The sequence below is a fragment of the Ralstonia sp. GX3-BWBA genome (assembly GCF_003290055.1).
Lineage (GTDB): Bacteria > Pseudomonadota > Gammaproteobacteria > Burkholderiales > Burkholderiaceae > Ralstonia > Ralstonia holmesii.
In genome coordinates this window covers 158,035-181,716 of record NZ_QMKS01000024.1, presented here as the reverse complement: position 1 = coordinate 181,716, position 23,682 = coordinate 158,035, and the positions used below count along the sequence as shown (strand labels likewise).

24 protein-coding genes are annotated in these 23,682 nt (G+C 63.8%); 17 read left to right on the top strand and 7 right to left on the bottom strand.

Features of this window, described 5'->3' with window-relative positions:
* Nucleotides 1-108: 108 nt before the first annotated feature.
* Genes DOD19_RS23465 through DOD19_RS23450 form a run of 4 tightly spaced genes read right to left on the bottom strand, consistent with a single transcriptional unit; the run spans nucleotide 109 to nucleotide 2,926 of the window.
* Entirely contained in the window at nucleotides 109-813 is a 705-nt protein-coding gene (locus DOD19_RS23465; protein WP_112188449.1) for a Crp/Fnr family transcriptional regulator, read from the bottom strand.
* Nucleotides 806-1,441, bottom strand: a complete 636-nt coding sequence (locus tag DOD19_RS23460; RefSeq protein ID WP_112188447.1) for a 2-hydroxychromene-2-carboxylate isomerase — start codon at nucleotides 1,439-1,441, stop codon at nucleotides 806-808. Before DOD19_RS23460 ends, DOD19_RS23465 begins: the two co-directional genes overlap by 8 nt.
* A 16-nt stretch (nucleotides 1,442-1,457) precedes the next feature.
* Nucleotides 1,458-2,132: a 3-oxoacid CoA-transferase subunit B gene (locus DOD19_RS23455; RefSeq protein WP_024978393.1), complete on the bottom strand. Its 675-nt coding sequence runs from the start codon at nucleotides 2,130-2,132 to the stop codon at nucleotides 1,458-1,460.
* Nucleotides 2,133-2,161: 29 nt separating this feature from the next.
* The gene (locus DOD19_RS23450) at nucleotides 2,162-2,926 is read right to left on the bottom strand and encodes a CoA-transferase (protein WP_112188445.1); all 765 of its coding nucleotides are present in this window, start codon (nucleotides 2,924-2,926) and stop codon (nucleotides 2,162-2,164) included.
* Nucleotides 2,927-3,168: 242 nt separating this feature from the next.
* Here DOD19_RS23450 and DOD19_RS23445 point away from each other — a divergent pair, with 242 nt between their 5' ends.
* Nucleotides 3,169-4,386 carry a cation:proton antiporter gene (locus DOD19_RS23445; RefSeq protein WP_112188443.1) on the top strand — a complete coding sequence of 406 codons (1,218 nt, stop codon included), beginning with the start codon at nucleotides 3,169-3,171 and terminating at the stop codon, nucleotides 4,384-4,386.
* A gap of 43 nt (nucleotides 4,387-4,429) precedes the next feature.
* Nucleotides 4,430-4,984, top strand: a complete 555-nt coding sequence (locus DOD19_RS23440; RefSeq protein ID WP_024978396.1) for an NADPH-dependent FMN reductase — start codon at nucleotides 4,430-4,432, stop codon at nucleotides 4,982-4,984.
* A 412-nt stretch (nucleotides 4,985-5,396) separates the two neighbouring features.
* Here the strand turns inward: DOD19_RS23440 and DOD19_RS23435 are convergent, their stop codons facing one another.
* Nucleotides 5,397-6,080, bottom strand: coding sequence for a hypothetical protein (locus DOD19_RS23435; protein WP_024978397.1), 684 nt, complete (start codon nucleotides 6,078-6,080; stop codon nucleotides 5,397-5,399).
* Nucleotides 6,081-6,368: 288 nt separating this feature from the next.
* Here DOD19_RS23435 and DOD19_RS23430 point away from each other — a divergent pair, with 288 nt between their 5' ends.
* Nucleotides 6,369-7,076 (top strand): GNAT family protein, encoded by a 708-nt coding sequence (locus DOD19_RS23430; protein WP_112188946.1) that lies wholly within the window; start codon nucleotides 6,369-6,371, stop codon nucleotides 7,074-7,076.
* A 9-nt stretch (nucleotides 7,077-7,085) separates the two neighbouring features.
* On the opposite strand, the gene DOD19_RS23425 is transcribed toward DOD19_RS23430, so the two are convergent.
* On the bottom strand, nucleotides 7,086-8,699 hold the full coding sequence (locus DOD19_RS23425; RefSeq protein ID WP_112188441.1) for a hypothetical protein: 1,614 nt from the start codon (nucleotides 8,697-8,699) through the stop codon (nucleotides 7,086-7,088).
* Nucleotides 8,700-8,852: 153 nt separating this feature from the next.
* Nucleotides 8,853-9,365: a FlxA-like family protein gene (locus DOD19_RS23420; protein ID WP_024978400.1), complete on the bottom strand. Its 513-nt coding sequence runs from the start codon at nucleotides 9,363-9,365 to the stop codon at nucleotides 8,853-8,855.
* A 259-nt stretch (nucleotides 9,366-9,624) separates the two neighbouring features.
* Between DOD19_RS23420 and DOD19_RS23415 the strand changes: the two genes are divergently transcribed.
* From DOD19_RS23415 to DOD19_RS23350, 14 genes are all read left to right on the top strand, one after another.
* A complete protein-coding gene (locus DOD19_RS23415; RefSeq protein ID WP_024978401.1) occupies nucleotides 9,625-10,446 on the top strand; it encodes an ABC transporter ATP-binding protein in 822 nt (273 codons plus the stop codon).
* Complete coding sequence (locus DOD19_RS23410) at nucleotides 10,430-11,260, top strand: ABC transporter permease (protein ID WP_112188439.1); 831 nt, start codon at nucleotides 10,430-10,432, stop codon at nucleotides 11,258-11,260. The genes DOD19_RS23415 and DOD19_RS23410 overlap by 17 nt, the downstream gene beginning before the upstream one ends.
* A 35-nt stretch (nucleotides 11,261-11,295) precedes the next feature.
* Complete coding sequence (locus tag DOD19_RS23405) at nucleotides 11,296-12,300, top strand: ABC transporter substrate-binding protein (protein WP_112188437.1); 1,005 nt, start codon at nucleotides 11,296-11,298, stop codon at nucleotides 12,298-12,300.
* 20 nt (nucleotides 12,301-12,320) lie between these two features.
* Complete coding sequence (locus DOD19_RS23400; RefSeq protein ID WP_024978404.1) at nucleotides 12,321-13,112, top strand: IclR family transcriptional regulator; 792 nt, start codon at nucleotides 12,321-12,323, stop codon at nucleotides 13,110-13,112.
* A 71-nt stretch (nucleotides 13,113-13,183) separates the two neighbouring features.
* Nucleotides 13,184-14,371 (top strand): CoA transferase, encoded by a 1,188-nt coding sequence (locus DOD19_RS23395; RefSeq protein WP_112188435.1) that lies wholly within the window; start codon nucleotides 13,184-13,186, stop codon nucleotides 14,369-14,371.
* Nucleotides 14,372-14,373: 2 nt separating this feature from the next.
* Complete coding sequence (locus tag DOD19_RS23390) at nucleotides 14,374-15,240, top strand: citryl-CoA lyase (protein ID WP_112188433.1); 867 nt, start codon at nucleotides 14,374-14,376, stop codon at nucleotides 15,238-15,240.
* Nucleotides 15,237-16,133 (top strand): SMP-30/gluconolactonase/LRE family protein, encoded by an 897-nt coding sequence (locus DOD19_RS23385; RefSeq protein ID WP_112188431.1) that lies wholly within the window; start codon nucleotides 15,237-15,239, stop codon nucleotides 16,131-16,133. Before DOD19_RS23390 ends, DOD19_RS23385 begins: the two co-directional genes overlap by 4 nt.
* An 860-nt stretch (nucleotides 16,134-16,993) precedes the next feature.
* Nucleotides 16,994-17,311 (top strand): flagellar transcriptional regulator FlhD, encoded by a 318-nt coding sequence (gene flhD, locus DOD19_RS23380; protein WP_004627783.1) that lies wholly within the window; start codon nucleotides 16,994-16,996, stop codon nucleotides 17,309-17,311.
* Nucleotides 17,312-17,387: 76 nt separating this feature from the next.
* Nucleotides 17,388-17,948, top strand: a complete 561-nt coding sequence (gene flhC, locus DOD19_RS23375; RefSeq protein WP_092972206.1) for a flagellar transcriptional regulator FlhC — start codon at nucleotides 17,388-17,390, stop codon at nucleotides 17,946-17,948.
* Nucleotides 17,949-18,468: 520 nt separating this feature from the next.
* Nucleotides 18,469-19,329 (top strand): flagellar motor stator protein MotA, encoded by an 861-nt coding sequence (gene motA, locus DOD19_RS23370; protein ID WP_012430145.1) that lies wholly within the window; start codon nucleotides 18,469-18,471, stop codon nucleotides 19,327-19,329.
* A gap of 79 nt (nucleotides 19,330-19,408) precedes the next feature.
* Nucleotides 19,409-20,356 (top strand): flagellar motor protein MotB, encoded by a 948-nt coding sequence (gene motB, locus DOD19_RS23365; protein ID WP_024978409.1) that lies wholly within the window; start codon nucleotides 19,409-19,411, stop codon nucleotides 20,354-20,356.
* Nucleotides 20,357-20,381: 25 nt separating this feature from the next.
* Nucleotides 20,382-20,795 (top strand): response regulator, encoded by a 414-nt coding sequence (locus DOD19_RS23360; RefSeq protein ID WP_024978410.1) that lies wholly within the window; start codon nucleotides 20,382-20,384, stop codon nucleotides 20,793-20,795.
* Nucleotides 20,796-20,813: 18 nt separating this feature from the next.
* On the top strand, nucleotides 20,814-22,991 hold the full coding sequence (cheA, locus tag DOD19_RS23355) for a chemotaxis protein CheA (RefSeq protein ID WP_112188429.1): 2,178 nt from the start codon (nucleotides 20,814-20,816) through the stop codon (nucleotides 22,989-22,991).
* 79 nt (nucleotides 22,992-23,070) lie between these two features.
* A complete protein-coding gene (locus tag DOD19_RS23350; RefSeq protein WP_024978412.1) occupies nucleotides 23,071-23,562 on the top strand; it encodes a chemotaxis protein CheW in 492 nt (163 codons plus the stop codon).
* Nucleotides 23,563-23,682: the final 120 nt, after the last annotated feature.

Below are 23,682 nucleotides of genomic sequence, written 5' to 3'. Positions count from 1 at the left end.
CCGCGTGGGGCGCATGCCGCAGCGTAACGATCTTGTCTTGTTGTGCCGCGATTCTAGCGGGTGCGGCCCGCTGCGCCGGATGAAGATTCGTTAATAAAGACGGCGTCTTCAGGTGCCGTAGCTGCGCAGCCGTTCGAGGTCGACGACCGTCACCCCGCCATATTCCAACCGCACCACGCCGTCTTTCTCCAGGGCCTTGAGCGATTGGTTGGCCACCTGCCGTGTCATGCCCGAGAGCAAGCCAAGTTCTTCCTGCGTGATCTCAAGGTGGTCGCCCGCGCCAGGGTAGAGCACCGGGTTGAACAGCGACGCAATGCAACGCGCCAGGCGCGGCGTGACATCCAGCAGCCGGTCGTATTCCAGCAGCGCCATGAAATGCCCGAGCCGCTCGTTGAGCTGCTGCACCAGGAAGCGGTTGAACGCCACGCTGTTTTCCACGAGCCACATGAAGGTGGCGCGGTCCATGAAGGCCATGCGCGTGTCGCGCAGCGCAACGATGTCGTAGCGGCGCGGCTCGTTCTTGAGCACCGTGCCCTCGCCAAACCAGCCGCCGGCAGGCACGCCCGTAAACGTGACGCTGCGCCCCTCGGGCGACACCGTGCCGATCTTGATGAGGCCCGTAACCACGCCTGTCCAGCTTTCCAGCAATGTGTTCTTAGGGCAGATGCAGGCGCCGCGCGCATAGGTTTTCTCAACGATGCCGGCGCAGGCACGGTCTGCTTCTTCCGGGGGCAGCTCAATCGACCACGCCGCAATATGGGCCAGCCGTGCGCGGCTGATGCCGGGGCGCGAGTTTGTGTCGTGTTCAGCCACGTTGAATGCCCACCGGCAACGTACTCACACGCCGCACTTCGGGCGTGGAGAGCCAGTCGGAATGCAGGCTTTGCAGAAACATATCGGTGGCGTCTTCACCCCAGAACAGCTCGCCGTTTTGCACGAGCGTCGGCACCCCAAACACGCCGAGCGCGATGGCCGCATCGGTGTGGGTGCGCAGCGCGTCTTTCACGGCGGATTGTTCGACAGCGGTTGCGCCTTGCGCAAAGCCCACCGCTTCGCACAGCGCGGCAAAACCTTCCGGCGAGGCCACATCGTTGCCGTCGCGCCAGATATGCCGGAACACCGCACGCACGGCATCGAGCGAGCCGCCCATCGCGATCGTCAGCCGCAGCGCCTTGATCGGGTTGAACGGGTGGGCGGGCGGCATGCGAAACGGAATGCCGAGCTGCTGCGCACGAAACAGCGCATGCCGGTACGTGAACACGCGCTTGGTGCTGATCTCGGCCGGGCCCTTCTGCCCCCAGTGGTGCAGGATCGCGCCCAGCACGAGCGGACGGGGGCGGATGACGATGTCGTTGGCTTCCTGCAGCGCATCGAACTGCTCAAGCTGCAGGTAGGCAAACGGCGAGATGACATCGAAGAACCAATCGACAGCGGTGGGCATGAGCGTTCCTTGGTGTTCAAGCGGCACGCATCTGCAGCAGCGGGGCCAGCGTAAAGGGCGCTGCCGTCATGGCGCGAATGTCGTCGAGTGTCGCATGCGAGAGGATTTCACGCAGCACAAGCCCCGCATCGGTCACGTCAAACACGGCGTGTTCGGTGACGATGACCTTCACGCAACCTTGGCCCGTGAGCGGCAGCGTGCAGCGCGGCAGGATCTTGGAGTTGCCGTGCTTGTCGGTGTGCGCCAGCGCGGCAATCACCTTGCGTGTGCCATAGCAGAGGTCCATTGCCCCGCCAATGCCAGGCCACCATTTGCCGTTGCGATCGCACGCCCAGTTGGCGAGGTTGCCCTGCGCGTCCACCTGCAACGCGCCGAGGATGGTCACGTCGATGTAGCCGTTGCGCATTGCGCCCAGCGACGTGGCGAGGTCCATGAGCGCCGCGCCGGGCAGCAGGGTGATGGGCTCGCACCCGGCGTTGGTGAAGTCGCTGTCGATGGCGTCCAGCGCGGGGCGTCCGCCAAACCCGAAGGCCCCGTTTTCGGTATGGAAGATGACGCCCGCATCGGCCTCCAGGTAGTTGGCCGTGAGCGTGGGGATACCCAGGCCAAGGTTGACGACTTCGCCCGCGCGTAGTTCTTGCGCGCAGCGGGCGGCGATGCGTTGCTTGGGCGTTTCGGGCAGAGATTGCATGGCGGTCTCCTGGTTGTGTCGATCGACGATCAGGCTTCGGCGGCAGCGGGCAGGCGGCCGAGCTTGGTCCAGTGGTGTTTGTAGAGCGCGTGCTGCTCGTCCAATGACAGCCCTTGCACCACCGCGTTGATGAACACGCCCGGGCAGCCGACGCGCTCGGGCGGGATCGTGCCCACCTCCACGATTTCATTCACCTCGACGATGGTGTAGTCGCCCGCCATGGCGATATCGCGCTGGTTCTGCAGCGCCGTGCCGCGAAACTCCACGTTGCCGAACGTATCGGCGCGCCAGCCTTTGATGATCGACACGTCGGCGCGCAGGGGCGGCTCGACGAAGCAGGTCATGCCGTCGACGGTGAGCGTCGGCTTGGGCCCACCGCGCTTGGGAAACATCCCGGGCTGGTCGAGGATGCCCACGCCCACCGGCACGAGTGCGCCGCCCAGGCCCAGCGCACCCGCGCGCACTTTCTCGGCCCAGGTGCCCATCGGAAAGAACTCGGCTACGCGCACAGAGTCGGTCAGGTAAGCCTGCGTCGATTCATCCGTCGTGCCCACGTGCGTGCCGATGAACTCGGTCAACTGGCCCGAGGTGAACAGCCTCGCTTTAAGAAAACCACCGCGCAGCCCCGGCGTGTTGGTGATGAGCGTGAGTTGCCCGATGCCGCTGGCGAGCAGCGCCTCGATGCAGCAGGCCGGCTCACCGGCGCCCACGAATTCGCCCAGCATCAGGCGGCAGCCGCTGCGGACGTGGGCGATGGCTTCGTCCACGGAAAGGACTTTGTTGGCGTAGCGCATGTGTCGTCTCCTTGGGGCCGCCCTGAGCGAGCGGTCTGCGGCGCAGTGTAGGAGCGGTGTTTTCGGCACGATGTCTTCTGCATGACATTTGCTTCGTAAGGTTTCGCAAAGGGCAATCCTTATAGTTGTGACGCAGGCTGAACAAATCCGCGCCGTGGTTGTCGCACAAGGGCCGGCCGGCCCTTTCCCGGCGTTTCCGCCCCTCTCGTCTTTGAACCCGCCCCATTCCAATCCAGGACCGCATGCACGTAGACACCCCGCTCATCTCCACCATCATCGGCGGCATTGTGCTGGCCTTCATCTTCGGCACCATTGCGCAGCGCCTGCGGCTGCCGCCGCTGGTCGGCTATCTGGTGGCGGGCGTGGTGGCCGGGCCGTTCACGCCCGGTTTCGTGGCTGATCAAAGCCTCGCACCGCAACTGGCCGAGCTGGGCGTGATCCTCCTGATGTTTGGCGTGGGGCTGCACTTCTCGATGAAGGAGTTGCTGGCGGTCAAGGCCATCGCCATTCCGGGTGCCATCGGGCAGATTGCGCTGGCCACGCTCATGGGCATGGGCCTGGCCTGGCTGCTCGGGTTGGATTGGGGCCCGGGGCTGGTGTTCGGACTGGCGCTGTCGGTGGCGAGCACGGTGGTGCTGCTCAAGGCGCTGGAGGATCGCGGCATCGACAACTCGCACGAGGGCCATATCGCCGTCGGCTGGCTGATCGTGGAAGACCTCGTGATGGTGGTAACGCTCGTGCTGCTGCCAGCCTTGGCCGGAGCGCTGGGCGGCGCGGGCAGCACGGCGGTCAGTACGTGGGACATCGTCAAGGTGCTGGCCGTCACGCTCTCGAAGGTGGTGGCGTTTGCCGCGCTGATGCTGGTGGTGGGCCGCCGCGTGATCCCGTGGATGCTGGAACGCATTGTCATGACGGGCAGCCGCGAGCTGTTCCGCCTGGGCGTACTGGCGACGGCGCTGGGCGTTGCTTATGGCGCGACGGTGCTGTTTGGCGTGTCGTTCGCGCTCGGCGCGTTCTTTGCGGGCATGGTGCTGGCCGAGTCCGAATTCAGCCAGCGCGCGGCGGAAGAATCGCTGCCCTTGCGCGACGCATTTGCGGTGCTGTTCTTTGTGTCGGTGGGCATGTTGTTCGACCCAAGCGTGCTGATTGAAGACCCCTGGGCGGTGCTCGGCACGGTGCTGATCGTGGTGGTAGGCAAGTCATTGGCAGCGTTTGCGGTGGTGCGCGCGTTTGGTCACGGCAACCGCACGGCGCTCACGATTTCTGCCAGCCTCGCACAGATCGGCGAGTTTTCGTTCATCCTGATCGGGCTGGGGATCAGCCTGGAAATCCTGCCCGACCGCGCGCGTGGGCTGCTGTTGTCGGCAGCAATCCTGTCGATTCTGCTGAACCCGCTGATGTTTGCCCTCATCAACCGCCTCAAGCGCGAGGTGGCCCCAGAGCCGGCAACGGCCGATTAAGTATCAAGGCCGTTTTGAACTGTTTTGCACGCAAGGAGCGTTCATGAGCAATCTGACTATCGGAGTGATCGTCGGCAGCCTGCGCAAGGCGTCGTTCAACCGCCAGTTGGCGCAGGCGCTGGTGGGCTTACTGCCGTCTGGCGCGACGGCGCAGTTCATTGAGATTGGCGAGCTTCCGCTCTACAACCAGGATCTGGATGCCGATTTGCCCGAGCCAGTGCAGCGCTTCAAGGCAGCAGTGGCGGGCGTTGATGCCATTCTGTTCGTCACACCGGAATACAACCGCGGCATACCGGGCGTGCTGAAGAATGCGATCGACTGGGGTTCGCGGCCATACGGCCAGAGCGTGTGGGGCAGCAAACCGGCAGGCATTGCGGGCGCTTCGCCGGGCGCCGTCGGGACGGCGCTGTCGCAGGCGCAATTGCGCAACGTGCTCGCGGCGGTCGGGGTGAAGGTCTTACCCTTGCCGGAGGTGTTCTTCCACTTTGCGGGGGAGCCCTTTGATGCCCAGGGCGGGGTGACAGATGCGCGTACGCGCCAGTTCTTGCAGGGGTTTGTCGACCGATTCGTTCAGTGGGCAGGCCAAAAGCCAGCCTGACGAATCGATCAACGGGGGTGTTCAGGGCCGGGCGGGGAAGGGGTTCCCGCTCGGCCGTTTTGCCTTTTAGGGCATTTGAGGGCGTTAAGCCAGGAAGGCGGCGGCGCTGATGAGCCAGCCTGCTGCAACGCAGCTCGCAATCCAGGCGGCCATGACGGCGCCAATATCCAACCATTTCATCATTGTTCTCCTTACAACACTTGCATTGCTTGTTCAGGCAATCGATGTCTGAACAACTGTCACGAAGTGTAGGTGTTGCGATGCGGAAGAACAATACAGCGGCGGGTGAACAGACTGTTCCAAGAGTAACAACAGATTTCAGCGCTTGCGTGGCCCGGCCAGCGCTTGAGGGGCGGGGCCACCGCGCGGGCTACGCTTGTTGTTGCGCCGCAACAAAGCGGCAGTCGGACGGCTACTTCGTGCGGAAGGTCGCGGCCACCAAATCGGCAAAACGTGCCTCTTCGGCAAACTCGGCGGGGTTGCCGTGCCCGGCGGTGCCGAATACGCGGAGCAAGTAGACCGCGCCGTTGCCGAAGAACGCATACCCGCGCACCACGACCGTCCGTGCCGTGGAGGTGCTCCATTCGCCCTCCCAGTAGATCAACCGGTGCCCCGCAAGCACCTGCTGCGTCGGGGCCTTGCCACGGACGAGGCGGGCAGCCCAGGCCGGGCGATCGCCATGCACGCGCGATTCCATGTGGCTGAGCAGAATCGCCAGATCGCGCGAGCGCAGGGTTTCCAGGTAATCGGGTGTGCCTTTGTCGAAATCGGATTTACGCACCGTTACCAGCGCGAAGCTCTCCGGCGCTACGGTCTGCTGCGCAAACACCAGCCGCGATGGGCCAAAGGGCGAGTTGATGGTCGCCGCAACGGAAGGAATGGGCGTTTCTGTGTTCAGCCGCAATGGGCCCCACGTGCGCGGAAGGGCAAGGCTCGCGCCGGCGTCAATGCGCTGCGTGATGGGATAGGCAAACCTGGGCGCCGCCCGGGCAGGGCTCCAGGGCGCCATGCCGACAAAGGCGATCCATGCGGCCGCGCATGCGTATTGGACGCAGCGGCCCCAGCGGCAATACCACTCTGTAATGAACGGCGCCACTCGCGGGCTCCTGGCAGAAAAGATGGCGGACGATTCCGAGGGCGCGTGCATACCCCTGCACAGCAATGCCTATGCCCGCGCCTATTCGTGGCGCCGTCTCCCCCCGCTGCCAACATATCGATTTGCACGCACCTGCGCTATCGGCGTGTGGCGGGGCATCGAACGGTTTAATCCGGGCGTAGGGTGTTGATGTGGCTCTATCCACGTGTGCTTCCATGGCTCTTTTCATGGAGCCAGGACGTTCGGTAGGGTGAAGGCTCCTTGTTGTTCTCGATCCAGGTTTCCCGCATGCCCACGCTCAACGCTTATCAGCAACCCATTGGTGCGCCGCTGTCCGGCTGGACGGCCCGGCCGCTGCCGCCGCACGCGCCGCTCGCCGGGCGCTACTGCCGGCTGGAGCCGCTGGATGCTGCCCGCCACGCCGACGCGCTGTTCGATGCGTTCAGCCAGGCGCAGGACGAACGCGTCTGGACGTACATGGTGGAAGGCCCGTTCGCCGATATGGCGGCACACCGCGCCTATATCGAGCGCATTGCGGCGAAGCGCGATCCGCTGCAATACGCGGTGATCGACGCGCGCACCGATCGCCCGGTCGGCACGTTGGCGCTGATGCGCATCACGCCTGATCACGGCGTGGTGGAAGTGGGGGCGGTGACGTTCTCGCCGTTGCTGCAACGCACGCCGGCATCGACCGAAGCGCAGTTCCTGCTGATGAAGCACGTCTTTGAAGATCTCGGCTATCGGCGCTACGAATGGAAGTGCGACAGCCTGAACGCACCATCGCGGCAGACTGCGCAACGGCTGGGCTTCCAGTTCGAAGGCATCTTCCGCCAGGCGGTGGTCTACAAGGGCCGCAGCCGTGATACTGCGTGGTTCTCCATCATCGATGCGGACTGGCCGCAGGTGCGAGCCGCATTCGAGCAATGGCTGTCACCGGACAACTTTGACGAAGAGGGGCGCCAGCGGGCGTCGCTGGCCGCGTTGCGTTCGGCCTGAAGGGTCTTGCTACGAATCAGGCGCTGACGTATCGGCAAACATGCCGCGCAGCGCCAGCGCACGTTCGGTTTCCGGCAGGGCCAGGATGGAGCGCGAAAAACCGATCAGCGCCTCGCAGCGTTCGGCCGGTGGTGCGGAGTGGCGCAGCGCGGGCACGGTCAGCACGCGTTGTTCATTGAGGGGAAGCGCGGCCACGGCCAGTTGCAGCACCGGCAGGGTTTGTGCGCGCGTGACTACCGGCGCGTGGTCGGGGTCGGCGGCCTGCATCAGGTCGGAGAACAAGGCCTGCTCGCGGGTGACCAGCGCGCGCGGCAATCGTGCGGCAGCGGCGCTTGCCCCGGACGTGCCGTCCAGATAAGCCACGCAGGCTTCCGGGCTCACGCGCTGCAGGGCCTGGGCCTGTTCAAGTGTGAGTTGCGCGTTGGCAAAGAGCAGCGCGTTGGGTGCAGTCGGGATCAGCGCGCGGTACAGCTTGCCCGTCTGCTCGCGCAGCAGTGTTACCGCCCGCGCATCGGTAACGTTGCGCTGCAGTTCTGGCCACAGCTTGTCGATCAAGCGGCTGAAGTGCGCGGGGTACTTGCGCTCCAGGGTTGCATACAGCGGGGCGCTGCGCAGTTCTGCCGCCAGGGCTTCGCGGGTATTCAGCTGCGTGGCCATGGTTGCATATTCGCCACCGGGCGATGCGCGCGTGACGACGTGGTCGGCCAGCAGCTCCTGCGCGGTGGGAAACCACATCTGGTCGAACGGTGTGTCCTGCACGCGGCGCACGAAAGCATCGGGCAGGCCCGCGTCTGCATATGCACGCCAGAGTTCGCTGTCGGTGGCGCCTGGGGTCTGGTCGTGATCGGCGCCAACCGCACGCGGGCGGTGGAAGCCGATGCGTGCGCCCGGTGCGGCGGCGCGGTCAACGCCTGCCAGGAAGGCGATCGTGCACGCCGAGGCGCAGGTGCGTTCAACATACGTGCGCAGATGGTGGCGGCGGATGACATCTGCCACCAGCGTCCCTTCGCGCAGCCAGCCGCCTTCGGAGCGCAGCACGACGGCCACGGTGTTTGGCGCCTTGCGCAGCGCGGCCTCCAGTGCATCGGCGGCGCCATCGTTGATGCCGCCATTGAAGAGGATGGCGCGCCCATCGCGTTGCGGCATCACCGTAAACGGCGACGCCGCTTGCTCACCCAGCGCGGTGCGCAGATGCGCGCCCAGACGCGGCCCATCGTTGATGAGGCGCGAGCTGGTGCCCACAGCGCCCAGCACGATCATCACCTTGGCGATCAGCGGCCACAGGTTTGACATGCCGGCAAGCCGGTTGCGCGCTTGCTCGCGATCGGCGGAGCGCCAGGTGCCCACCACCGCCCAGATCCACAGGGCCAAACCCATCACGTAAATCACGAGCAGCGCCGACGAGGCTGCGCGCGCCGGTGCGTTATGCGCCAGCGCATGCGTAACACCCGCGCTGAGCGCCACCACGCCAAATTGCATCAGCGCGGTATGCAACCAATACGAGCGGGCGAGGCTGTAATCACCGCGCCAGTGGCGTGCAAAGAAATTGCGCGAGGGCGTGCGTTCCGGATGCGGATCGGCGGGGGCGGTCGGGGGCAGGGCGTCGCTGGCGGCGGAGGTCATGCGTGTTCTCGATGCCGCACACAGGATGGCGGCGCGGCGATTGTCGCTGTCGGCACCGCGGGCTGGCGTCCCCCCGATGGGAGGGGGTAGGAAAGGAGGTGGTCAGGCATCGGCAACGGGCGCCATCAAGGACAGGCCGCCGCGTTGCCGCCGTCAGGCCCTGACGGAAACCAGCGGCGGCTTGGCCGGCGTGATGGCCTCTGCGCTGGCGGGGTGGGCTGACTGCGCGGACTGTGCCTGCGTTGCTTCGCGGGTGTGCAGGCGGGTATCGCTCGCCGTGGACGAGCCGGTCACCTTGTCCGTCGTGCGGGCCTTGGCCGCTGCGTCGGTATTGCCTGTGCCGGAAGCGCTTTTAGATGCGTTGTGTCGGTTTTCCAACCGGGTTTGCGCTTGCTCCAGACCGTTCTGCGCCTGAAGGCGGGCGATCTGCGCTTGCACGATCTGAATCTGCTGACTGAGCAACTGTGCCTGCTCGCGGGCCTGATCCGGCGGCAGATTCTGCGCGGGCAGATCCTGCATCGACTTCTGCAGGTTCTTGAGCTGGCGCTGCAGGCGCTCAATGTCGCCGGCCGAACTGCTCCCGCTGCCCGATGCGCCGGCGGTCGCAGTAGATACGGAAGGGGAAGAAAGTTGCATGGCCATCTCGCTGATCAGTACGCCCTTCATCGGAAGGTGGGCGGAAAACTTTAGCGTTCACGCGAACAATTCTCGCAAATTTACAGCACGCAGTGTTCTGTCTGTAAGAATTAAGTTTCTTCAGAAAGAACAAACTATGGTGTTGCCCTAGGAAGAAGTTGCGAAAACCGCTGATGCCTGTGCTGTTTTCGGGTTTACGCGCGTTAACCTCGCTAGATATGACATATAAAATAGAACTATATTCCATCAAACAGAACGCATCGAATCAGGCGCGTTCACGGAGACGCCCATGCTTTCTTCCCCCCAGGCCGCCAGCGGCCGACTCCGCGCCGGGTTGCCGGCGGTTCAGCTCAATCAGGTTTCGGTGCGGTTCGGCAGCTTCACGGCGGTGCAGGGCGTTGACCTGTCGATTGGTGAAGGCGAATTCGTGGCGGTGGTGGGGCCGACTGGCTGCGGCAAGAGCACGTTGCTCAATGCCGTGACCGGGCTGCTCAAGCCGGCCGGCGGCAGCGTCACTGTGTTTGGTGAGCCGCTGACCGGGCTCAATGGCAATGCCGGTTTCATGATGCAGCAGGACTCGCTGCTGCCCTGGAAGACGGCGCTGGACAACGTCGCGCTGGGCCTTGTGTTCCAGGGCATGCCGGTGGATGAGGCCCGCGAGCGCGCCCGTCCGTGGATGAAGAAGGTCGGGCTGGCCGGCTTCGAGGCGCGCTATCCGCATCAGCTCTCGGGCGGGCAGAAGAAGCGCATCAGCATGGCGCAGACGCTGATCCTCTCGCCCAGGATCGTGCTGATGGACGAGCCGTTCTCGGCGCTGGACGTGCACACGCGCCACCTCATGCAGAGCGAGTTGCTGCGCCTCTGGCAGGAAGACCGCAAATCGCTGCTGTTCATCACGCACGACCTGGAAGAAGCCATTGCTCTGGCCGACCGCGTGGTCGTCATGTCCGCCGGGCCGGCCAGCCGCCCGGTTGGGGATGTGGAAATCACGCTGCCGCGCCCGCGCAACGTATCTGAAATCAACATGTCCGACGCGTTCATCCGCCTGTATCGCGAGATCTGGTCGATCCTCGGCACCGAAGTGGAGAAGAGCCATGCCGTCCAGCACTAATACGATGCCTGCCGTGGGCGCGCCACGCGCCGGTCTCGCGCACAAGACCAAGATCCGCCTGTTTCAGTTGGCCGTGGTGGTGTTGATGTTCGGCGCATGGGAAGGCCTGGGCCGCGCGGGCGTGGTGGACCCGTTCTATTTCTCGATGCCGTCGTCCATCGTCGCGCGCATCTGGGAGTGGTTCACGGGCGGCGATATCTACACGCACCTGGCCATTACTCTGGCCGAGACGATCCTCTCGTTCGGCATCGGCACGCTGCTTGGCATCAGCCTGGGGTTGTGGCTCGGCTTGTCCAGGCTCGCGGCCGAGGTGCTCGACCCGTTCATCAAGGTCTTCAACGCGATTCCACGCATCCTGCTCGCACCTATTTTCGTGATGTGGTTCGGGCTGGGGCTGACCTCCAAGGTGGCGCTGGGCGCAACGATGGTGCTGTTCATCACCTTCTTCAATACGTACCAGGGCGTGCGCGAGGTCAACCCCGTCATCCTGGCCAACGCTCGCCTGCTCAAGGCCAGCCGCATCAGCCTGCTGCGCCACGTGTATGTGCCGTCCGCCACGAGTTGGATTCTCTCCAGCCTGCGCGCCTCCGTCGGCATGGCGGTCATGGGCGCGATCGTGGCCGAGTACCTCGGTTCGTCCGCTGGCCTGGGCCACCTGATTGCACAGGCCGAGGGCGTGTTCGATGCCACCGGTGTGTTTTCGGGGATCGTTGTGCTGTCGGCGTTTGTGATTGCGCTGGACCGCAGCGTCGATGCGCTCGAAGGCAAGTTGCTGGTGTGGCGTCCGAAGGCCGATCCGGAAACGGGCGCCTGATCCGCATTTCCGCAAAGAACATCACGGAGACAACCATGAAACGATGGATTTCGGCCCTGTTGTGTGCGGCCGTCTGTACGGTAGCCAATGCCGCCGAGCCGGAAAAGAAGGACGTGAGCCTGTCGGTCGGCTCGATGATCCTGAACTACATGCCGGTGCCGCTCACGCAGTCGCTGGGCAACTTCCAGAAGGAAGGGCTTAACGTCAAGGTAGAGAACTTCCAGGCCGGCGGCAGCAAGGCGCTGCAGGCCCTGATTGCCGGTTCGACCGATGCGGTGGTGGGCTTCTATGACCACACCATCCACATCCAGGCGCAGGGCAAGGACATCGTGTCGGTGGCGCTGCTCAACACCACGCCCGGCATTGTGCTGGCGGTGCGGCCCGACCTCGATATCAAGAGCGGCAAGGATCTGAAGGGCAAGAAGATCGGCATTACCGCACCCGGTTCGTCCACTGACCTGTTTGCGCGTTACTACGCCATCAAGAACGGTCTGCAGGTCAACGACGTGTCGTACATCGCCGTGGGATCGGGCGCGCCGGGCATGGTGGCGCTCGATCGCAAGGAGATCGACGCGCTCGTCAATTTCGACCCCGTGGCGAGCCTGCTGGAGAAGCGCCGCGCCGCCAAGTTCCTGGTGGATACGCGCACCGATGCCGGCTCAAACGCTGTGTTCGGCGGCCGCTACCCGACGGCCACGCTGTACGTCACGCGCGACTTCATGACGAAGAACCCGGAGACGGTGCAGCGCCTGGTGAACGCCTTCATCCGCACGCTCAAGTGGATCGACGCCAGCACGCCCGAGGCCATTGCCGACAAGATGCCCAAGGAGCAGCAGGTGGGCGGGCGCGACGTGTTTGTCGATGCGCTGCGTCACTCCAAGCCGATCTTCTCGAAGGACGGCCTGATGACCGATGCCGATGCCAAGGTGGCCCTGACGGTGCTCTCCAGCTACGACGAAAAGATCCGCAACGCCAAGATCGACCTGAGTAAAACGTACACTAACCGCTTCGTCGACCAAGCCTTGAAGATGGTCAAGTGAACCGTCTCGCCCAACCCGCCATGACCGCAGAGCGCCAAACCACCCAGAACGAGACCACCGCCGCCAATGAGGGCGATGCCGCCACGCCGGGGCAGTCGGGGGTGGCCGCGCTGGACCGCGCGTTCTCGATCCTGTTTGCGTTTCGCCCCGGCGACTACGCGCTGACGCTGGCCGAGCTGGCCGCGCGCACCGGGCTCTACAAGAGCACGATCCTGCGGCTGGCAGGCTCGCTCATCCAGCATCGCATGCTGTTTCGCTTGGAAGACGGCCGCTACCAGATCGGGGCCGCGCCCTTGATGCTCGGCGCGCTCTATCAGCGCAGCATGCGCCTGGGCGACGTGGTGCTGCCGCACATGCGGGCGCTGGCTGAGGCGACGGGCGAGGCGGTGTCGCTCTACATCCGCGAGCGCGATGTACGTGTGTGCCTGCACCGCGTGGATTCGAACCATTCGATCCGCGATCACGTGCGCGAAGGCGATGTGCTGCCGCTGGAGCGCGGTTCGGGCGGGCGCGTGCTGTGTGCGTTCTCGGGCATGCAAGGCGCCACGTACGACGCCATCCGGCGCGATCACTATTACGTGTCGATTGGCGAACGCGATCGGGAAACGGTGGGCCTGTCGGTGCCGGTGTTTGGTGCGCAGCAGGCGCTGCGGGGTGCGCTGTGCCTTGCCGGCCCGGCTTCGCGCATCGACGGAGCGCTGCTGCAATCGTGGCGCGTGCCGGTGCTGGAGCACGCCGCGCAAATCACTTCCACGCTGGGTGGCGACCCGGCGCCGCTGCGTCTCGCCGCTCAGCTCATCCAGAAAACCTAGGCTCCGCCAAGACGCCCAACTTCCTGAACGGGGCGAGGGGCGGAGCCGATTGTGTAGCAGGAGTTGTTTTCATGGCTTTGCCTCTCGCGGGTTTGCGCGTGCTCGACTTGTCGAACGTGCTGGCCGGGCCGTTCTGCGGCTATCAGCTGGGTTTGCTCGGCGCTGAAGTCATCAAGGTGGAGGTGCCCGGCAATGGCGATCTCGCGCGCCGTCTAGGCGCTGATCCGGAGCAGGCGCGCCGCAAGATGGGCGCCTCGTTTGTCGCCGTCAATGCAGGCAAGCAGTCCGTCACCGTCAATCTGAAGCATCCGGAAGGGCGGGCGATCCTGCTCAAGCTGGTAGCGCAGGCCGATGCCCTGATCGAAAACTACCGCCCCGGCGTCATGGATCGCCTGGAGCTCGGCTACGACGTGCTGCGCGAGGTCAACCCGCGCCTGGTCTACTGCGCCATCTCCGGCTTCGGCAAGGATGGCCCGCTTAGCGGCCGACCCGCATACGACCAGATCATCCAGGGCATTTCCGGCGTGATGAGCGTCACGGGCGATGACGAATCCGCGCCGCTGCGCGTGGGTTACCCGATCAGCGATACGGTGGGCGGCATCACGGCGGCGCTGGCCGTGACCGCCTGCCTGCTCGGCGCGCAACGCACGGGGCAGGGCTGCATGGTGGATGTGTCGATGCTGGAATCGACGCTCGCCACCATGGGTTGGGTCGTCTCCAATTACCTGAATGCCGGCGTGACGCCGCACCCGATGGGCAACCAGAACTTCACGGCGGCGCCGTCGGGCACGTTCCGCACGGGCGATGGGCTGATCAATATCGCGGCCAACGAAGACAAGCAGTTTGCCGCGCTGTGTTGCGTGGTCGGTCATCCGGGCCTTGCAACCGATGCGCGCTTTGCCGAACGCCATGCACGCAAGGAACATCGCCAGCAGCTCAACGATGCACTGGAAGCTGCGCTGGCCGCGCGCTCGGCTGCCGAATGGGAACCGCTGCTGATCGAAGCCGGCGTGCCGGCCGGGCTGGTGCTCGACGTGCCTGGCGTGCTCGCGCATGAACAGGTGACGGGCCGCAGCTTCGTCACCTCCTTCCCGGAGGCGGGGCAGCACGTGACGCGCGCGGGTTTTCGCCTGTCTGGTGAAGACCCTTGCCCGAAGACTCCCGCACCGTCGCTCTCCGCCCATACCGACGACTGGCTTGCCAAGCTGGGCTACCGCCACGACCAAATCGAAGCCTTGCGCGCTGAAGGCGCCATCTGATCATGACGACCGCATCTGTCCCCAACGCAATCGATTCTGCCGCCGGCCTCGCTGCCGATTACTGGCGCACCGACATCATCGATATCGAACCGGGCCGCATCCATGTGCGCGGCTACCCCATCCAGGAGCTGATCGGCCAGATTGGTTTTGCCGAAATGATCTGGCTGATGCTGCGCGGTGAGCTGCCTGCCAAGCGTCAGGCTGCTCTGCTGGAAGCGGCGCTGGTGGCGTCCGTCGATCATGGCCCGCATGCGCCATCCATTGCGATTGCCAAGATGGCGACGAGCTGTGGCCTGCCGCTCAACGGTGCGATGGCGTCTGCGTTGAACGCGCTGGACGACGTACACGGCGGGGCAGGGCAGCAGGCGGTCGAGCTGTTTCACGATATCGAGGCGCGCATGTGTGACGGCGCCTTGCTGGAGGCGGCTACGGCGGCGGGTGTGGATGCGTTCATCGCCGCGCATGGCAAATACCTGCCGGGCTTCGGGCATCGCTTCCACCCGGTCGACCCCCGCGCGGGGCGCCTGCTCGCGCTGGTGGACGAGGCTGCGCAGGACGGCGTGGTCGGCGGGCGCTATGCCGCCATCGGCCGCGCCATCGAAGCGTTGCTTTCCGGCCGCAAGGGCAAGCCGATCCCGATGAACATCGACGGCGCCACGGCTGTTATCTATGCGGAACTGGGTTTTGCGGCGCCACTGGCGCGCGGCGTGTTCTGTCTCTCGCGGGCCGTCGGCATCTTGGCGCACGCCTGGGAGCAAAGCGGTCGCGGCGAGCGCAACAAAGGTCCGATGCCGCGCCAACTGCCGTATCGCTATACCGGCAACGTCACGCGGCATCTGGCGCAAGCCGAACCGGGCACCGCGCCATGACGTATTTCAACTGGCCCATCATCGAAACCACCATCTTTGCGGAGATGCCGGCCAGGCTGCGTCGCCCGGTGCCGACCGAATGGTCCCGCGCCAACAAAGGCGGGGCGCCGGTCGACTGCTTTCTGGAAGGGCCGTGCTGGGATGCGCACGGCAATCTGTGGCTGGTGGATATTCCGCATGGCCGCATCCTGCGTGTTTCTGCGCAGGGCGACTGGGATGTGGTGGCGGAATACGACGGCGAACCGAACGGCCTGGCGCTGCGCCACGACGGCACGCTGCTGATTGCGGACTACAAGAACGGGTTGCTGTCGCTGGACCCTGCGACGGGCGCAGTCACGCCGTTCCTGACTCGCCGCAACAGCGAGCGCTTCAAAGGCCCCAATGATCTGATCGTCGCCCGCAACGGCGATGTGTATTTCACCGACCAAGGCCAGACGGGCCTGCATGACCCGACCGGCCGTGTGTATCGGCTGCGCGCGGATGGCCGGCTCGATTGCCTGCTGGCGAATGGCCCGAGCCCGAACGGTTTGGTGCTGACGCCAGACGAATCCGCGCTCTTCGTTGCCATGACGCGCGACAACGCCGTTTGGCGCTTGCCGCTGCTTGCTGACGGCAGCACGAGCAAGGTGGGCCGCTTCGCGCAGTTCTACGGCACCAGCGGGCCCGACGGCATGGCGATGGACGCGGCCGGCCACCTGTTCGTCGCGCATGCCTCGCTGGGCGCGGTGTTTGTCGTTTCGCCGCATGGTGAACCGCTGGCGCGCATCACGTCGTGCAAGGGGCGCACCACCACCAACGTTGCACTCACGCCAGACGGGCGATCGCTCGTCATCACCGAATCCGCCACTGGCACTGTATTGCGTGCCCCCTGGTCCGCGCCGCACCACGACTGACGACGCACGTGGGCTGTTGGCGCAGCTCACGTTGTCCTACAGCTGTCCTACACGAGGGGCGGCTGGCAGACCATCAAAATTCACGCGTTTTTTCCTTCCGCAGACGACCATGCGCCACTTCCCGCCGCGCTGCAAAAAAGGAAGTGCGTGGTCCGTCCTTTCCCACCCTGGCAAGTATGTTTCCTGGCCGAATTTTGTATCGATTAGAGATACGCGTCTGTTTTAGATAAACAAACAAGTAGGAGCTGTCCTACAAAATCGCCTTTCGACTGTAGGAGCGATCCTACAAAGTCGGCCGAAAGTCGGTCGGAACTGTCCTACACGGCGTGTAGGAGCGGGTCAGAAGTGTCCTACAAGCGGTTAACCCGGCATCCGATGCTCACAGTCGCAGAAGTGCGACGCCTTCTTTGTCGATTTCTGACAACTTTAGGCAATTTAATTGCTATCTTTCGCCGTTCATTGGGGTAAATACGTGTCAAACACCCGCTTTAGCGCATCGTCCACCCAGGGCCGTTGCGTCGGCAAAGGCTTCATTTGCAACGTTTATTAACAGATTTGTAGGAAATTCGCCTACAAGAAAACGGACTACCTCACCCCTCCGACGTAGGGGTCCCCCCTTCTTTACTTACCCCGGACGTAAACCCACAATGTGTTCAACAGAAAACAACTTCGCCATGTCTTTAGCGACGTGAGTAAGAAGGAGCAGGAGGTGCCGGCAACGGCGCCGACTGCAGGAACATCCGATCCGTGGGGATTGGTGAACAGCCCGGCGAGGGTAGGCGCAAGAAAATAACGCCACCGGACATCACCATGCGAGATCGGATGCAAGTTGTACTTTTACTGCACACGACGGGACATACATGGACACGCAAGACATTGTTTCCGAGATCAGCGAACTGAATCTCACCTACTTGATGCTTGCCCAGCAGATGCTGGCCAAGGATCGGGATGCCGCACTGTTTCGCCTCGGCATCTCTGAAGAACTGGCTGACATCCTGCTGACGATGTCGCCCGCGCAGATCGTCAAGCTGGCCAGCACGAACATGATGCTGTGCCGCTTCCGCTTCGACGATCACGCCATCCTGGGTCTGGTGACCCAGCCGCACCGTGACAAGGGTCTGCAGCAATCGCAAATGTCGATCCTGCTGGCACGTCAGGCGGTTGAGCAGATCAGCTGAGCCATTTGCGGCGGCCTTTTCGCCGGGTTCAGAGATTGCACTTTGGATGAGTAGCAAGCGTAGCGGGAGCAGTGCCATGCGTCACACCAGCGTCATGAACGAAGTTCAGCAGATCCACCTCGCAGCGGAATTGATTTCGCTCGGTGCGCGCCTGCAACTGCTGGAACAGGAAACCACGCTCAGCCGTGAGCGTCTGGTCAAGCTGTACAAGGAAATCCGTGGGGAATCGCCGCCCAAGGGCATGCTGCCCTTCTCGGCAGACTGGTTCCTGACGTGGTCGCCGAACATCCATTCGTCGATCTTCCTGAACATCTACCGTTTTCTGGGTGAGAACAGCCGCAGCACTGGTGTGCGCCGCCTGATCTCGGCCTACAAGCTGTACCAGGAACATATTCACGTTCACGAACAGGAAGAGGTGCTCTCGATCACCCGTGCGTGGATGATGCTGAAGTTCTTCGAGGGGAAAATGCTGCACACCGTGAAGTGCAAGCGCTGCACCGGCCATTTCGTGGCCCACGCAGACGACCTGCACCATGATTTCGTGTGCGGTGTATGCCAGCCGCCGTCACGCGCAGGAAAGAAAAAGCGCGTCGCTGCTCCGGTTGATGCGATCGCAGAAAAGACGGTCGACGCCTGATAACGGCATTGCAGGAAAACGGGAATACGGGACTTGCAGAACCGCCGGGGGATGGGCAAAAAAGGGCGGACGGGAAATACGGGTAGCAGTACGGGAAATACGGGAATAGCCGGCCAGATCGGCAAATAACAATACAAAGAACAAAAGAGCAAGGAACACAGAGCAGGAAAAGCACAGGGGCTCAGGCAGGACAAAAGGGGAAGGGGGTAGGCCGGTCGCAGGCAACTGCGGACCGGCATTTTTTTTGCCGCCGCGCGCAGAAAGACAGGCGAAAAGTGGGGACGGAAAGCGATTTCCGTCCCTTTTTCTTTGGATCGGCCTAGGGGGAAGCCTACTTTGGGCCGGGTGGTGCTCAAGCCGCCCGTTTTGTTGCCGTTCTTTGTGAAGAAGGGCGCGGCGGCAGGGTTTTCCAAGCACCGCGCAGCAGCAAAACTCGGCGCTCAAGCCTTCAGTTAACCGGGGGGATGCCGATATTCCTCCTTGTATTGATCGAAGGATCGCCCATTCAGGAGTTCGCCCCGTGTTAGTTGCCATCGGTTACATCGTGATTCTCGCCTCGGTGTTCGGCGGCTACATGCTGGCCGGAGGACACCTTGGGCCCTTGTTCCAGCCGACCGAACTGCTGATCATCTTCGGCGCCGGCATTGGCGCCTTCGTGGTCGGCAACGACAAAAAGGCCATCAACGCCACCGTCAAGGCCCTGCCTGGCCTGTTCAAGGGCTCGAAATACACCAAGGCCCTCTATATGGAAGTGATGGCGCTGCTGTATGTGGTGCTGTCCAAGATCCGCCGCGAAGGGATGATGTCGATCGAAGCCGACATCGAGAACCCGCACGAAAGCACGCTGTTCGCCAATTACCCCGCTATCCAGGCAGATCACCACGCGCTGGATTTCATCTGCGATTACCTGCGCCTGATGGTGGGCGGCAACCTGAATCCGTTCCAGATCGAAGCGCTGATGGATCAGGAAATCGACACCCACCACCACGAAGCCGAACAACCGGCCCGCATCATCACCAAAGTGGGCGACGCCATGCCGGCCTTCGGCATCGTGGCCGCCGTGATGGGCGTGGTGCACACCATGGGCTCGGTCGGCCTGCCGCCGGCAGAGCTGGGCAAGCTGATCGCCTCGGCGCTGGTCGGTACGTTCCTCGGCATCTTGCTGGCGTACGGTTTCATCGGGCCGCTGGGGTCGCTGCTGGAGCAGCGCGCCGAAGAATCGACCAAGTTGTTCCAGTGCATCAAGGTGACGCTGCTGGCCAGCATGAACGGCTACGCCCCGGCCATTGCCGTGGAATTCGGCCGCAAGGTGCTGTTCTCAACCGAGCGCCCGTCTTTTGCCGAGCTGGAAGACCACGTCCGTGGCGCCAAGACAGCGTAGCGCTGAACCCCATATGACACAGAGCGTGGCCAACGAGCCAAGCCACTAACAACGCAGCACAAACCGACGGGAACGGACCATGAGCAAGTCCAGCACGCCGACCTTCATTGTCATTCGGCGCAACAAGAAAAGCGGACACGGCCACCACGGTGGCGCGTGGAAGATCGCCTACGCCGATTTCGTGACCGCCATGATGGCGTTCTTCCTGCTGATGTGGCTGCTCAGCTCGGTGACCAAGGCAGAACTGTCGTCGGTCGAAACGTATTTCCGCACGCCGCTGAAGGTGGCGCTGTTTGGCGGCGCCGGTTCGGGCGACCAGTCGAGCATCCTGCAGGGTAGCCCTTCCCTCAAGCAGAACGTGCCGCAGCCGAATCCGAGCCCGAGCCCGACCGTGCAGCGCCAGCGCAACATCCGCGATGAGTCGGACGATGCGGCGCTGAACAAGCTCAAGCAGAAGATTGCCGAGATGGTCGAGACGAACCCGGTGATGAGCCAGTTCAAGCACCAGTTGCTGATCGACATGACCACCGAAGGCCTGCGCATCCAGATCGTCGATCAGCAGAATCGCCCGATGTTCGCCAACGCCAGTGCCGAGGTGCAGCCGTACATGCGCACCATTCTGCGCGAGCTGGGCTCGGCGCTGAACGACGTGCCCAACCCGATCAGCCTGTCGGGCCACACCGACGCCACGCAGTACGCCACACAGCACGGCTACAGCAACTGGGAACTGTCGGCCGACCGCGCAAACGCATCGCGACGCGAGCTGGTGGCGGGCGGCATGAAGCCCGAGAAGGTCAGCCGCGTGGTGGGCCTGGAGGCATCGGTGCCGCTGGACAAGACGAATATCTACAACCCGATCAACCGCCGCATCAGCATCGTTGTGCTCAACGCACGCGCCGCTGAAGCCGTGCGCTCGGGTGGGGTCGAGCCGGTGGCCGACCTGCGCAATGACGGCAAAGACACGTTGACCGACGCCGCCGCACGTGCCACGGGTGTGGCGGATGCGGTGAGCGCGGCCAAGCCATAAAGAGCGCCGAGGGGAGAAACAGTCGATGAGCGAGAAACACATCCTGGTGGTGGACGATTCCACGTCGATCCGCCGCATGATTGCCACGTGCCTGCGCGAGTGCGGCTTTGTCGTGACGGAAGCCGGCGACGGCACCGCTGCGCTGGAAGCCGCACGCACGCTCGCCCAGGGCAGCCACCACCTTGTGATTACCGATCAGGTGATGCCGTCGATGGACGGCCTGACCCTCATTCGCGCGCTGCGCACACTGCCGGCCTACGCCGACACCCCGATCCTCATGCTGACCACCGAGGCTGACAGCACCATCCGCGACCAGGCACGCGCTGCCGGCGCGACGGGCTTTCTGCCCAAGCCGTTCGACCCGGATGGGCTGACGGATTCGGTGATGCAGTTGCTCGAATGGCATGCGCAGACCCATGGGTCTGCATCGACGCATTAAACGACCGAGAAGACAGATATGAACCTCGACCTTAGCCAGTTTTTCGGCGCCTTCTTCGAAGAGGCGGAAGAGCTGCTCGTCGACATGGAGCGGCTGCTGCTCAACCTCGATGTCGCCAACCCTTCTTCTGATGATCTGAACGCCATCTTCCGCTGCGCGCACTCCATCAAGGGTGGTGCTGCGACCTTCGGTTTCACTCACATGACGGAACTCACGCATGTGGCGGAGTCGATTCTGGACCGCGCTCGCACCGGTACCCTGCAGCTGCGCGAAAACATGGTGGATGCCTTCCTGGAAACGAAAGACGTGTTGAAAAGCCAACTTGATGCCTACCGGCAAGAGCACCCAATCGATACGGCCACGCTCGAATACATGGTGGCCAAGCTCAACAGCCTGACCGCCGAGGAAGGCGCCCCTGTTGCCGCCGCGCCGGTGGCTGCGGCGCCCGTGGTGGCGACGCCCGAACCGGTGGTCGCGCCCGAACCCGAGCCGGTGGTGGTCCAAGCGCCTGCGGCCGAAGCGGTGGGCGACATCGACGGCGGCCTGGACATCAAGCTGATCAACGTCTCGAATGAAGACTGCGAGCTGATCGTCACCGAACTCAAGCATCTGGGCACCGTGCTGCGCCACGCGCGCACCGGCCGCAACAGCGACATCGTGCTGCAGACCACCTGCACCGCCGACGACATCATCGCGGTGAGCTGCTTCATCATCGATGCCGACCAGATCGTCATCACGCCGCACGTGGGTGGCGCGGCACCGGCCGTGGCCGAAGCCAGCGCGACGGTTGTCGCCGCACCGACGCCCGCTGCCGCACAGACGGAAGTGCACGCCCCGGCTGCCAACGAAGCTGCGCCGGCTCAGGCGGCTGCCGCTGCGGCCGCCCCGGCGCCGGCACGCCCGGCCGCTGCCGACCACAAGCCGGTCGTGGCTGCTGAAACGTCGATCCGCGTTGGCGTGGAAAAGGTCGACCAGCTTATCAATCTGGTGGGCGAACTCGTCATCACGCAGGCCATGCTGGCGCAAACTGCGCAGGCCTTCGACCCGGTCCTCAACGAGCGCCTGTTTGCCGGCCTGTCGCAGCTCACGCGCAATGCGCGCGACCTGCAAGAGGCCGCCATGTCCATCCGCATGATGCCGATGGATTACGTGTTCAACCGCTTCCCGCGCCTGGTGCGCGACCTGGCGCACAAGCTGGGCAAGCAGGTCGAGCTGTCGACGTTCGGCAAGTCGACCGAACTGGACAAGGGCCTGATCGAGCGCATCATCGATCCGCTCACGCACCTGGTGCGCAACAGCCTGGACCACGGCATCGAACTGCCCGAAGCCCGCGTGGCCGCCGGCAAGGACGCCACCGGCCAACTGCTGCTTTCCGCTGCCCACCAGGGCGGCAACATCGTTATCGAAGTGAGCGACGACGGCCAGGGCCTGAACCGCGACAAGATCCTCAAGAAGGCGCGCGAGCGCGGCCTGCCCGTGTCGGACAACATGACCGACGACGAGATCAACCAGCTCATCTTCGCGCCGGGCTTCTCTACGGCCGACCAGGTGACGGACGTGTCGGGCCGCGGCGTGGGCATGGACGTGGTCAAGCAGAACATCCAGTCGATGGGCGGCTACGTCGAGATCCAGTCGCAGAAGGGCAAGGGCACGACGATCCGTATCGTGTTGCCGCTCACGCTGGCGATTCTGGACGGCATGTCGGTCAAGACCGGGGAAGAGGTGTTCATTCTCCCGCTGTCGTGCGTGGCCGAATCGCTGCAACCGCGTCCGGAAGACATCAAGGCCGTGCCGGGCGGCGGTCGCCTGCTCAAGGTGCGCAACGAATACCTGACGCTGGTGCCGATGTACGAACGCTTCCGCATCACGCCGTCGCTGCCCGATCCGTCGGAAGGCATCGTCGTGATCCTGGATTCGGAAGGCAAGAAGATTGCGCTGCAGATCGACGAGCTGGTCGGTCAGCAGCAGGTGGTGGTCAAGAACCTGGAGACCAACTACCGCCGCGTGCCCGGCATTTCGGGCGCGACCATCCTGGGCGATGGCAGCGTGGCGCTGATCGTCGACGTGTCGGCCCTGATGCGCGAGACGCGCTCGGGCCATTCAGAAAACGCGGCGCGTGCCGTTACTGCCGAAAAGCACGAGATGGGCGAAGCACAGGGCGGTCGTTTTTCGACCGAGGCGATGGCTGCGGCATAAGCGTTCACGCCTGACAGGGTGCTATCAACCACCACAACGAATTCAATCTAGTGGCCCGACGGGGCCGAGGGGAGCCGCAATGGAAGTCAAGAAACACGCGATCGGCGAAGACACCGGCGGGGAGGAGTACCTGGCCTTCACGCTGGGTCAAGAAGAGTACGGCATCGACATCCTGAAGGTGCAGGAGATCCGCGGCTACGAGACCGTCACGCGCATTGCCAATGCACCCGATTTCATCAAGGGTGTGATCAACCTGCGCGGCATCATCGTGCCGATCGTTGATCTGCGCATCAAGTTCCAGCTCGATCGCGTCGAGTACAACCAGTACACCGTCGTCATCATCCTGAACCTGATGGACCGCGTGGTCGGCATCGTCGTGGATGGTGTGTCGGACGTGCTGACGCTGCAGAGCCAGCAGATCAAGCCGGCGCCGGAGTTCTCGGGCGCGCTGGACACGGAATACATCCGTGGCCTGGGCTCGATCGACGAGCGCATGCTGATCCTGGTGGACATCGAGCGCCTGCTGATGTCGGCCGACATGGCACTGTGCGACGAAGCCGAAGCAGCCTGATCACGACATGAATCCGGCTGGGGCGCGGCGTACGTGCCCATAGCGATTGAGGCGGGGCCGAAGGGGCCCGCCGGGCGACAAGACACCGTAACAACAGGTGCGGCGCCGTTAGGGGAGGGA